An 11,436-nucleotide genomic window follows, 5' to 3' on the forward strand; every position below is an offset into this window, starting at 1 on the left:
TCCGGGGACCGAAGTCCGGCCCGTCCCGCGGAGGGGACGGACCGGACGGCGCGTCAGACCGTGCGGAGCAGGACCGCGGGCTGCTCGACGCAGTCCGCCACGTACCGCAGGAAGCCGCCGGCCGTGCCGCCGTCGCAGACGCGGTGGTCGAAGGTGAACGACAGCTGGACCACCTGGCGGACCGCCAGTTCGCCCTGGTGCACCCAGGGCTTGGGGATGATCCGGCCGACGCCGAGCATGGCGGCCTCGGGGTGGTTGATGATCGGTGTGGAGCCGTCGACCCCGAACACCCCGTAGTTGTTGAGGGTGAACGTGCCGCCGGTCAGATCCGCGGGGGTGAGCGCGGACTCCCGGGCGGCCTCGGTGAGCCGGGCGAACTCGGCGGTCAGCGACTCGGCCGTCCGCGCTCCCGCGTCCCTGACCACGGGCACGACCAGGCCCCGCGGGGTCTGGGCGGCGAAGCCGAGGTGCACGGACGGCAGCCGGACGATCTCCCGGGCGGCGGTGTCCACCGTGGAGTTGAGCTCGGGGAACCGGCCCAGCGCGTGGACGCAGATCCGGGCCAGGAGCGCGAGGAGGGAGATCTTCGGCCCGCCTCCCGCGTTCATCGCGGCCCGCGCCGCCATGAGTTCGGTGGCGTCGGCGTCGACCCAGCAGGTCGCGTCCGGGATCTCCGTACGGCTCCGGGACAGCTTGTCCGCCACCGCGCCCCGGATCCCGCGCAGCGGAATCCGCTCGGCGTCCCGGGCGGAGGCCGTCGCGGGAACGACGGCCGCCACGGGGGCGGGCGCGGCGGCCGGCCGCTCCAGGGCGGCGAGCGCCAGCTCGACGTCGGCGCGCAGGATCAGACCCGCGGGGCCGGAGCCGCGCACCTCGCGCAGGTCGACGCCCCGGTCCCGGGCCAGCTTGCGCACGAGCGGCGAGATGACGGGCACCGGGCCGGTGTGCACGGCGGGTGCGGGAGCTTCGACGACCGGGGCCGCCACGGGCGCGGCGGCGGCGACCGGCGCGGCGGCCGGGCCCGACTGCCGGACCCGGCGGCGGCGCGCGGCGGGGCCGGCCGTGCCGTACCCGACGAGGACGTTGCCCGAGTACTCCGAGGAGACGGCCTCCTTGGCCGACCCGCTCGCCGTGGGGGCCGCTTCCGGAGCGGCCTGCGCGAGCTCCTCCGGGGCGCCCGTGCCGCCGACGGCGACCGTCAGGAGCGGCGCTCCGACGGGCAGTTCGGTGCCCTCCTCGCCGTACCGGGCGGTGACGACACCGCCGTACGGGCAGGGCACCTCGACCATGGCCTTGGCGGTCTCGACCTCGACGACCGGCTGGTCGATGGCGACGACGTCGCCGACGGCCACCAGCCAGCGCACGATCTCGGCCTCGGTGAGTCCCTCACCGAGGTCCGGCAGCTTGAACTCCAGCACCTGGGCCATCAGCTCCCCGCCTCCCACTGCAGCCGCGCCACCGCGTCCAGGACCCGGTCCACGCCCGGGAGATGGTGCCGCTCCAGCATCGGCGGCGGATAGGGGATGTCGAAGCCGGCGACCCGCAGCACCGGGGCCTCCAGGTGGTGGAAGCAGCGCTCGGTCACCCGTGCGGCGATCTCCGCGCCGGGCCCGCCGAAGCCGGCCGACTCGTGGACCACGACCGCGCGGCCCGTCCGCCGCACCGAGGCGCAGACGGTCTCGTCGTCGAAGGGCACAAGGGAGCGCAGGTCCACGACCTCCAGGTCCCAGCCCTCGGCCTGGGCGGCCTCGGCGGCCTCCAGGCAGACGGGCAGCGAGGGCCCGTAGGTGAGCAGGGTGGCCCCGGTGCCCTGGCGCCGGACGACGGCCCGGCCGATCGGCTCCACGGGCGCGGGCGCCTCGGGGGACCAGTCGGACTTGGACCAGTAGAGCCGCTTGGGCTCCAGGAAGACCACCGGGTCGTCGGAGGCGATGGCCGCGCGCAGCAGGCCGTAGGCGTCCTCGACGGTGGCGGGGGTGACGACGTGCAGCCCCGGGGTGGCGGTGTAGTACGCCTCGGAGGAGTCGCTGTGGTGCTCGACGCCGCCGATCCCGCCGCCGTAGGGGACGCGGATGACGATCGGCATCGGCATCGCGCCGCGCGTCCGGTTCCGCATCTTCGCCACGTGGGAGATCAGCTGCTCGAACGCCGGGTAGGCGAAGGCGTCGAACTGCATCTCGACGACGGGCCGCAGGCCGTACATCGCCATGCCGACGGCCGCGCCGAGGATGCCGGCCTCGGCCAGCGGCGTGTCCGTGCAGCGGTCCTCGCCGAACTCCTTGGCGAGCCCGTCGGTGACCCGGAAGACACCGCCGAGGGTGCCGACGTCCTCGCCCATCACGTGGACGGTCGGGTCCTCGGCCATGGCGTCGCGCATCGCCCGCTGGAGCGCCTGCGCCATCGTGGCGGGCTTCGTCCGGCCGGCGGCGGCCGTCCCGGACTTCGCGGGTCCGGTCGCTCCGGTCGTCGCGGTGGTCATCACGCCTCGCCCTCGCCCTCGGCCTCGAGCTCGGCGCGCAGCTGCGCCGCCTGTTCGCGCAGCTGCGTCGTCTGCTCCGCGTACACGTGGGAGAAGAGGTCCATCGGGTCGAGCACCGGGTCGGCGTTCATCCGTTCGCGCAGGTCCGCGGCCATCGTCTCGGCGGCCTCCGCCGCGGTGCGCCGGCCGTCCTCGTCGAGGAGACCGCGCTCGGTCAGCTCCCGCTCCAGGAGCAGGATCGGGTCGTGGGCACGCCAGGTCTCGACCTCGCCGGCCGCCCGGTAGCGGGTGGCGTCGTCGGCGTTGGTGTGGGCGTCGATCCGGTAGGTGACGGCCTCGACGAGGGTGGGGCCGCCGCCGCGCCGCGCGCGGGCCACGGCCTCGGACAGCACCTGGTGGACGGCGACCGCGTCGTTGCCGTCGACGAGCCGGCCGGGCATCCCGTATCCGACGGCCTTGTGGGCGAGGGAGGGAGCGGCGGTCTGCTTGGCGAGCGGCACGGAGATCGCGAAGCCGTTGTTCTGGACGAAGAAGACCACGGGGGCCTGCCAGACGGCGGCGAAGTTCAGCGCCTCGTGGAAGTCGCCCTCGCTGGTGCCGCCGTCGCCGACCATGGCGAGCGCGACGACGTCGTCGCCCTTGAGCCGGGCGGCGTGGGCGAGGCCCACCGCGTGCGGGAGCTGGGTGGCCAGCGGCGTGCAGAGCGGCGCGATGCGGTGCTCGTGCGGGTCGTAGCCGGTGTGCCAGTCGCCGCGCAGCAGGGTGAGCGCCTGCACGGGGTCGAGGCCGCGGGCGACGGCCGCGAGCGTGTCGCGGTACGAGGGGAAGAGCCAGTCGCGCTCCTCCAGGGCGAGGGCGGCGGCGATCTCGCACGCCTCCTGGCCGGTGGTGGAGGGGTACACGGCGAGGCGGCCCTGCTTGGTGAGCGCGGTGGCCTGGGCGTTGTACCGGCGGCCGCGGATCAGCTCCGCGTACAGCCGCAGCAGCAGTGCGGGGTCGGCGTCGGCCACGGCGTCCGTGCCGAGCACGCGCAGCGGCTCGGCGTCGGGCAGCAGCGGGGCGGGATCGGTACGGGGACGCCAGGCGGGCGGCGGGGTCGGCCGGTAGGCCTCGACGGCACCGGGCGGCTCTTGGACTGTCGAACTGCGCTGTTGCAACGAGTCCACCTCCTCGTGGGAGCGGGCATAAGACCCGAAGGCGGGTGGCGCGGGTGTGGCGCGCCTCACCTACCGATTGTTCGGTCGTGGAGGCATTTTGGCTACAGGCACCTCCAGCCTGTGGACAAACGGTTCTCCACAGCCTGGGATAGGAGCAGGTCGTCCACCGGAGAGAGGCGGGGGGACATGGCGGATGAACAAATGGCCGTCGACCGGAACGGGGTTCCGGGCGACGCGACGGGCGACACGCCCGGCGGGGCGCTCGACGCCGCGCGCGGCGGGCCGCTCGACACCGAGGGCGAGGTGCCCGGCGAGGCCCTCAGCGCGCCCGTCGGCGTGCCCACGGGCGTCCTGCCGGCCCGCCCGCTCGACGCGATCGACCGCGACATCCTGCGGTTGCTCCAGACGGATGGCCGCGCCTCGGTGCGCTCCGTGGCCGAGCGGGTGCACGTCTCCCGGGCCAACGCGTACGCGCGGATCAACCGGCTCATCGACGACGGGGTGATCCGCGGGTTCAGCGCGCGGGTCAACCACGAGCGGGCGGGCCACGGCGCCTCCGCCTACATCACGCTCAAGATCGTCCAGAACTCCTGGCGCACGGTCCGGGAGCAGCTCAGGGCCCTGCCGGGCGCCGCCCACATCGCGCTGGTCAGCGGCGACTTCGACGTCCTGCTGCTCGTCCACACCCCCGACAACAGGACCCTGCGCGAGCTGGTGCTCACCCGGCTGCAGTCGATCCCCGAGGTGCTCTCGACCCGCACCCTGCTGGTCTTCGAGGAGACGGACCTCGACGCCGACCCCCGCGCCTGAGCGGCCGCGGGGGGGAGGGGAGGGGAGGGGCGGGGGCGCGGAGCGGGACGAGGACGAACGCCCCGGGTCCCTCAGCGGGCCGTCCGCAGCCCGTCGAAGGCCAGGTGCACCACGGTCTCGGCGAGCTGCTCGCCCTCCGTGACGGCGTCCGGGTGCGGCCGGTACCACTCGACGAGCGAGTTGATCATGCCGAAGAGGAGCCGGGTGGCGAGCCGTATGTCCACGTCGGCCCGCAGGTCGCCCTCGGCGGACGCGGCCTTCAGCAGGTCGGCCACCCGGTGGTCGAACTCCCGCCGCCGCTCCATCGCCCACCGCTCGGTCGCGGTGTTGCCGCGCACCCGCAGCAGCAGCGTCACGTACGGCAGCTCCGCGATCAGCACCTCGACGGTCCTGCGCGTGACGTACTCGACCCGCTCGACGGCCCGGCCGCGCCCGGCGCCGGGCTCGTCGAGGACCGCGAAGAGGCCGTCCAGCGCGCGGCTCACCGCCCGGCGCAGCAGCTCCTCCTTGCCGGCCACGTGGTGGTAGATCGACGACTTGGAGATCCCCGCCGCCTTGGACAGGTGCTCCATGGACGTGCCGTCGTAACCGCGCTCGTTGAAGACCCGCACGGCGACCGAGAGCAGCGTCTCGGGCGTGTAGGTGTCGCGCTTGGGCGTGGTCATCGGGAGTCCTCCTCGTCGGGGGCCTCCGCGGACCGGCGGGCGACGGCCTGGCTCGGCCCGTACCGGCCCGTCGGATAGCGCTCGTGCAGCGCCCTGAGCAGGTCACAGACCCGCCGCGGGCCCACCTTCCCCATCCACTCCAGGGGACCCGCCGGATAGTTCACCCCGAGTCGCATCGCCGTGTCCACGTCCTCGGCGGTCGCGACGCCCCGGTCGACGGCGTCGGCCGCCAGGTCGGCGAGGAGGGCGACCGTGCGGGCCACGATCATGCCGGGCACGTCCCCGATCACGGAGACCTGCTTGCCCAGCGCCTGGAAGAGGCCCACGGCCTCGGCGAGGGTCCCGGGCGCGGTACGCCGCCCGGTGGAGAGCACCATGCGGGTCGCGCGCGCGTAGTCGAGGGCGAGGTCGAAGTGGACGACCTCGCGGGGGTGGGACTCGAAGGAGCTCTCGCCGCCCGCGAGCATCAGGACGCCGCCGCCCGGCAGGACGACGTGGCCCTCGCCTCGCTCGCGCCGGACCGCGACGCCGGCCTCCTCGAAGAGGGCCACGAGGGGCTCGGCGGGCCCCAGGTCGCCGCGGACGTCGATCCGGGCGGGGGCGGACGCCGGCGGCGCGGTGTGCGGCGCGGGCCGCTCGGCGCCGTCCGCGTAGGAGTACCAGCCGTGGCCGGACTTGCGGCCCAGCCGGCCCGACTCGACGAGACGGCGCTGCGCGAGCGAGGGGGTGAACTTGGGGTCCTGGTGGAAGGACTCCCAGACGGAGCGGGTGACGGCCTCGTTCACGTCCTGGCCGATGAGGTCGGTCAGCTCGAAGGGGCCCATCCGGAAGCCGCCGCACTCGCGCAGGGCCGCGTCGATGGTGGCCGGGTCCGCGGCGCCCTCCTCGTGGACCCGCAGGGCCTCGGCGTAGAAGGGGCGGGCGACCCGGTTCACGATGAATCCGGGGGTGTCCGCGCAGCGCACGGGGGTCTTGCCCCAGCGCTTCATCGTCTCGTACGCGTGCGTGGCGACGGCCGGGTCGGTGGCGAAGCCGCTGACGACCTCGACGAGCGGCAGCAGGGGCGCCGGGTTGAAGAAGTGCAGTCCGACGAACCGGCCGGGCAGCCGGAGCGCGCCGGCGATGGCGGTCACGGAGAGGGAGGAGGTGTTGGTCGCGAGGACGGCGTCGTCGGCGACGACCTTCTCCAGGTCGGCGAAGAGCCGCTGCTTGACGGGGAGGTGCTCGACGATGGCCTCGACGACGAGGGCCGCGTCCGCGAGCTCCGACGGGTCCGCGGCCGCGTGGAGCCGTCCGACGGCCGCCTCGCGCGCGTCGGCGTCCATCCGGCCCTTCTCGACGAGCCGGTCCAGGCGGGCGGTGAGGGCCGCCACGGCCTCCGCGGCCCGGCCGGGGACGCTGTCGTAGAGCCGCACGGGGTGGCCGGCGACCAGGGCGACCTGGGCGATGCCCTGGCCCATGGTCCCCGTGCCGACGACGGCGACGGTCCGGTCCGGTCCCACGGCGCCCGTGGTCCCCACGGCCCCCGCGGTCTCCGGGGCTCCTCCTGCGGCGGTCTCGCTGGCGGTCACGTCGTCGCTCCCCCTGACGGTCACGGTGGCGCTCATGGGAGTGATCCTCCCCGATGGGTTCTCCACAGGATCGACGGACCCCCTTGTCCCGACCGATCGTTCGGTTACTCTAACTCCGTACGCGTCTCCCTGCCCAGCTCGACGAGGAGTTGGTCCATCCATGGCCATCGCTCAGCTGACCACCGACCGTCTGGCCGAGAAGCACCGGTCCACGCTCGACCAGGCGCTCGACACCATCCGCACCCGCGCCTACTGGTCTCCGCACCCGGAGCACCCGAAGGCGTACGGCGCGGACGGCTCGCTCGACGCGGCGGCCGGCCTCGCCGCCCACCAGGCCGTGCTCGGCACCCGTTTCGAGCTCGACCAGCCCGGCACCGACGGCTGGACCGGCGCCGAGACCTCGCCGTACGGCCCGGCGCTCGGCATCGAGTACCCGCACGCCGACATCGACGTCCTGCTCCCCGCGATGCGCGCGGCCATGGGCTCCTGGCGCGACGCCGGGGCCGAGACCCGTGCCCTGGTCTGCCTGGAGATCCTCGCCCGGATCTCCGCCCGCACCCACGAGTTCGCCCACGCGGTCATGCACACCAGCGGCCAGGCGTTCATGATGGCGTTCCAGGCCGGCGGCCCGCACGCCCAGGACCGCGGCCTGGAGGCCGTGGCGTACGCGTACGCGGAGCAGACCCGCACCCCCGCGGGCCGGGCCGGCTGGTCCAAGCCGCAGGGCAAGCGGGACCCGCTGGAGCTGAGCAAGGAGTTCACCCCGGTCGGCCGCGGCGTGGCCCTGATGATCGGCTGCAACACCTTCCCCACGTGGAACGGCTACCCGGGCCTGTTCGCCTCGCTGGCCACCGGCAACCCGGTCCTGGTCAAGCCGCACCCGCGCGCGGTGCTGCCGCTCGCGCTGACCGTCCGCGTCGCCCGCGAGGTGCTCGCCGAGGCCGGCTTCGACCCGAACCTGGTGGCGCTGGCCGTCGAGCGTCCGGGCGAGGGCATCGCGAAGACGCTGGCCGTGCGCCCGGAGATCCGGATCATCGACTACACCGGCTCCACCGAGTTCGGCGACTGGCTGGAGTCCCACGCCCGCCAGGCCCAGGTCTACACCGAGAAGGCCGGCGTCAACACGGTCGTGGTCGACTCCACGGACGACTACAAGGGGATGCTGTCCAACCTGGCGTTCTCGCTGTCGCTGTACAGCGGCCAGATGTGCACCACCCCGCAGAACCTGCTGATCCCCCGTGACGGCATCACCACCGACCAGGGCCCCCGGACGTACGACGAGGTCGTCGCCGACCTCGCCGCGGCGGTCGGCGGTCTGCTGGGCGACGACGCCCGGGCGAACGGCCTGCTGGGCGCCCTGGTCAACCCGGACGTGAAGGCCCGCCTGGAGGCCGCCGCCGGTCTGGGCGAGGTCGCCCTCGCCTCCCGCGAGGTGGTCAACCCGGAGTACCCGGACGCGGTGGTCCGCACGCCGGTGATCGTCAAGCTGGACGGCTCCAAGCCGGACGCGGAGGCGGCGTACTTCTCGGAGTGCTTCGGTCCGGTCTCCTTCGCCGTCTCGGTGGACTCCACCGCCGACGCCCTGGAGCTCCTGCGGCGCACGGTCCGTGAGAAGGGCGCGATGACGGTCGGGGCCTACACGACCTCGGCGGACACCGAGCGCGCGGTGGAAGAGGTCTGCCTGGAGGAGTCGGCCCAGCTCTCGCTGAACCTCACGGGCGGGGTGTACGTGAACCAGACGGCCGCGTTCTCCGACTTCCACGGCTCCGGCGGCAACCCGGCGGCGAACGCGGCGCTGTGCGACGGCGCCTTCGTCGCAAACCGATTCCGGGTGGTGGAGGTCCGCCGCCAGGCGTGACCGACGGGGGTGCGGGGGCTCGTGGGTCCCCGCACCGCCCTCAGGGGGTCTCGATCTCCGCGTACCGCTGCACCCACGCGTGCATGGCGATGGCGGCGGCGGCCCCCGCGTTGATCGACCGGGTCGAGCCGAACTGGGCGATCGAGCAGACCATCTCCACGTGGGCGCGGGCCTCCTCGGTGAGCCCGGGCCCCTCCTGCCCGAAGAGCAGCACGCAGCGGCGCGGCAGCACGGTCCGCTCCAGCGGCACCGCGCCCGGCAGGTTGTCGATCCCGATGACGGGCAGGCCCTCGGCCGCCGCCCAGGAGGTCAGCGAGGCGGTGTCCTCGTGGTGCCGGACGTGCTGGTAGCGGTCGGTGACCATGGCGCCCCGCCGGTTCCAGCGCCGCCGGCCCACGATGTGGACCTCCTTGGCCAGGAAGGCGTTCGCGGTCCGCACCACCGACCCGATGTTGAAGTCGTGGCCCCAGTTCTCCACGGCCACGTGGAAGTCGTGCCGCCGGGTGTCCAGGTCGGCGACGACCGCCTCCCGCGTCCAGTACCGGTAGCGGTCCACGACGTTGCGCCGGTCGCCGTCGGCGAGCAGCTCGGGGTCGTACCGCTCGCCCTCGGGCCACGGCCGCGGGTGCGGCCCGACACCGATCTCGGGGGCGAACCCCTCGTCGTACTGGACCGGCTCCGCGGACCCGTCGGGCCCGGCCGCGGCCGGCCCGGTTCCGGGCTTCTGTTCGGTGGTGCTCACCCGACGAGGGTACGGGGACCGCGTTCCTCACCGGTACGGCGCTGCTCGGGCAGGGGGTCCGCGGGGGTCCGCTTCAGCAGCCGGTCCCTGCCCCGCGCGGCCCGGGCCCCGAGCGCGACCAGGAAGGCGGTCGGCAGGAACACGGCGTCGGCGGAGATCATCGCGAGCGAGAAGATCGGCAGTCCCAGGAGCACGGCGATGCCGGCGTGCTCCAGCATCATCGCGACCAGCAGGACGTTCTTCACCCTGCGGTTGAAGAGGGTGAAGGGGAAGGCGACCTGGACGATCACGGTGCCGTACGACAGCAGCATGACCATGACGCCGCTGCTGCCGAGCAGCTCGGAGAGGGCCGGCCAGGGCGTGAAGTAGTCGAGGTTGAGCGGGTAGAACAGCGCGGTGCCGTCCTGCCAGCGCGAGCCCTGGATCTTGTACCAGCCCGCGGTCGCGTAGATCAGGCAGACCTCGGCCATGATCACGACGAGGACGGCGTTGTGCGCGAGGTGGGCGAGGGCGTCGAGCAGGGTGCGCGGCTCCCCGGGCGCGTTCCGGCAGACCACCCACCACAGCGCGTTCCCGAGCCATAGCACCCAGAGCAGGACGAGCATCCACCCTTCGCCGGTGACGTCGGCGAACCAGGTGGCGGCGAGCAGGAAGCCGCCGAGGACCGTCCACAGGAGCGGGCCGACGAGGTCGCGGGGCGTCGGCTCCCCGGCCCGGACGGCGCGGGCCTCGCGGGCCGCCCGGCGGGCGTCGAGGGACCAGACCTGGCTGCACCGGGTGAAGACGAGGTAGATCGCCATGAGGTGCAGGACGTTGTCGCCGCCGTCGCCCACGAAGACGGAGCGGTTCTGCAGCGACAGCACGCCGACCATGAAGACGACCGACACGGCCCGGGTGCGCCAGCCCACCAGGAGCAGCAGGGCGGAGAGCGTGGCGAGTCCGTAGACCAGCTCGAACCAGAGCCGGTCGTCGGACCACATGAGGACGGTGAAGGCGTGGTTGCCGGACAGCAGCCGGCGGGCCATCTCCCAGGACCAGGGGCCGTCGGGCCCGTACAGCTCGTGGCGGTGCGGCAGCTCGCGCAGCAGGAAGAGCAGCCAGGTCAGCGAGAAGCCGATCCGCACGATCGCGGACTGGTAGGGGCCGAGGGAGCGGCCGGTGACGGTCTGGACGGCGCGGGCGAGGCGCCGGTCGAAGGGTTCGGCGCCCCGCGCGCGGGGGGCGGCCGGCCGGCCGGCGGCCGGGGGCGCCGGGGTGCCGGCCGGGACTCCGGCCGGTCCGTTCGCCTCGTCGGTCGTCGGCTCGCTCATCGTCCCGCCTCCGTGCGGCTTCGGTCGGCTCCGGCGGGCCGGTCGGCGTCGGTCACCTTCCACCACGGCAGGTCGCGGTGGGAGGGGGTGGCGTCGTTCTTCTCGGTGCTCCAGCCGGGGGCGGCCACGGGGCGGGTGACGGTCCGCAGCTGGACGCGCCGCACGTCGAAGCCGTGCAGGGACGGGTCGGCGTCCAGCCGGAGCAGCGCGATCCGGCGCATGTACTGCTCCGAGAGGCGGCCGCGCACTCCGTTGGGACGGTTGTCGTCGCCGTGCGAGTTCCGGTAGAAGTCCACGGCCCGGCGGAGCTCGTTCTGCTGCGCGTGGCTGGGCATCGGGTTGTACCGGATCGCCGCGGTGTCCTGGGCGGTCAGGTCGATCCAGTCGGTGGTGCGCAGCTCGCCGCCGGTTCCGGCGATCTCGGCGCGCATCTCCACGGAGAGGTTCTGCTGGAGCGGGTTGGGCGCGAACAGCTTCCAGTTCTGCTCGAACTCCGGGTAGATCCACTCGTCCACGGCCTGGCCGTGCCGCTTCGTCAGCGTGTTGGACGGGGCCACGTGGAGGAAGACCATCGCCAGGTGGACGCAGGCGAAGACCCCGACGACGGCGAGCGCCACGGCGGCCACGACCTGGTAGGGCAGCGAGAGGGCCATGATCCCGGTGCCGGTGGGCGTCCCGGCGGCCTCGGCGGGGGGCGTCTCCCCGGTCCGGAGCCGGTCGTCGGTCACCCCGACCGCGTCCTCTTCCACGTGCGCGTCCATCCCGCCCCGACCCCCATCGGCCCACCTCGGTCATCCACAGGGTTGACACCATACGGGCCGCCGACTCACCATTGAAGTCATTC

10 protein-coding genes are annotated in these 11,436 nt (G+C 73.9%); 2 read left to right on the forward strand and 8 right to left on the reverse strand.

Annotated features, from left to right (window positions below):
• Positions 1–53 precede the first annotated feature (53 nt).
• From ACZ60W_RS05565 to pdhA, 3 genes are read right to left on the reverse strand one after another with little or no spacing between them, the layout of a single operon-like run.
• Positions 54–1,427, reverse strand: coding sequence for a dihydrolipoamide acetyltransferase family protein (locus ACZ60W_RS05565; RefSeq protein WP_469754063.1), 1,374 nt, complete (start codon positions 1,425–1,427; stop codon positions 54–56).
• The gene (locus ACZ60W_RS05570; RefSeq protein WP_469754064.1) at positions 1,427–2,479 is read right to left on the reverse strand and encodes an alpha-ketoacid dehydrogenase subunit beta; all 1,053 of its coding nucleotides are present in this window, start codon (positions 2,477–2,479) and stop codon (positions 1,427–1,429) included. Before ACZ60W_RS05570 ends, ACZ60W_RS05565 begins: the two co-directional genes overlap by 1 nt.
• The gene (pdhA, locus tag ACZ60W_RS05575; protein ID WP_469754128.1) at positions 2,479–3,645 is read right to left on the reverse strand and encodes a pyruvate dehydrogenase (acetyl-transferring) E1 component subunit alpha; all 1,167 of its coding nucleotides are present in this window, start codon (positions 3,643–3,645) and stop codon (positions 2,479–2,481) included. Before pdhA ends, ACZ60W_RS05570 begins: the two co-directional genes overlap by 1 nt.
• A 177-nt stretch (positions 3,646–3,822) precedes the next feature.
• Here pdhA and ACZ60W_RS05580 point away from each other — a divergent pair, with 177 nt between their 5' ends.
• Positions 3,823–4,446: an Lrp/AsnC family transcriptional regulator gene (locus tag ACZ60W_RS05580; protein WP_469754065.1), complete on the forward strand. Its 624-nt coding sequence runs from the start codon at positions 3,823–3,825 to the stop codon at positions 4,444–4,446.
• 71 nt (positions 4,447–4,517) lie between these two features.
• Here the strand turns inward: ACZ60W_RS05580 and ACZ60W_RS05585 are convergent, their stop codons facing one another.
• Both ACZ60W_RS05585 and ACZ60W_RS05590 read right to left on the reverse strand, forming a co-directional pair.
• Entirely contained in the window at positions 4,518–5,111 is a 594-nt protein-coding gene (locus tag ACZ60W_RS05585) for a TetR/AcrR family transcriptional regulator (RefSeq protein WP_469754066.1), read from the reverse strand.
• Entirely contained in the window at positions 5,108–6,718 is a 1,611-nt protein-coding gene (locus tag ACZ60W_RS05590; RefSeq protein WP_469754067.1) for a 3-hydroxyacyl-CoA dehydrogenase, read from the reverse strand. Before ACZ60W_RS05590 ends, ACZ60W_RS05585 begins: the two co-directional genes overlap by 4 nt.
• A 124-nt stretch (positions 6,719–6,842) precedes the next feature.
• Between ACZ60W_RS05590 and paaN the strand changes: the two genes are divergently transcribed.
• Positions 6,843–8,540 (forward strand): phenylacetic acid degradation protein PaaN, encoded by a 1,698-nt coding sequence (paaN, locus tag ACZ60W_RS05595; protein ID WP_469754068.1) that lies wholly within the window; start codon positions 6,843–6,845, stop codon positions 8,538–8,540.
• Between the two features lie 40 nt (positions 8,541–8,580).
• On the opposite strand, the gene ACZ60W_RS05600 is transcribed toward paaN, so the two are convergent.
• From ACZ60W_RS05600 to ACZ60W_RS05610, 3 genes are read right to left on the reverse strand one after another with little or no spacing between them, the layout of a single operon-like run.
• Positions 8,581–9,282, reverse strand: a complete 702-nt coding sequence (locus ACZ60W_RS05600; RefSeq protein ID WP_469754069.1) for a TrmH family RNA methyltransferase — start codon at positions 9,280–9,282, stop codon at positions 8,581–8,583.
• Complete coding sequence (locus tag ACZ60W_RS05605) at positions 9,279–10,592, reverse strand: HTTM domain-containing protein (RefSeq protein WP_469754070.1); 1,314 nt, start codon at positions 10,590–10,592, stop codon at positions 9,279–9,281. The genes ACZ60W_RS05600 and ACZ60W_RS05605 overlap by 4 nt, the downstream gene beginning before the upstream one ends.
• The gene (locus tag ACZ60W_RS05610; protein WP_469754071.1) at positions 10,589–11,353 is read right to left on the reverse strand and encodes a DUF5819 family protein; all 765 of its coding nucleotides are present in this window, start codon (positions 11,351–11,353) and stop codon (positions 10,589–10,591) included. The genes ACZ60W_RS05605 and ACZ60W_RS05610 overlap by 4 nt, the downstream gene beginning before the upstream one ends.
• Between the last annotated feature and the right edge of the window lie 83 nt (positions 11,354–11,436).

This window comes from Streptomyces sp. NPDC104202 (assembly GCF_055584185.1).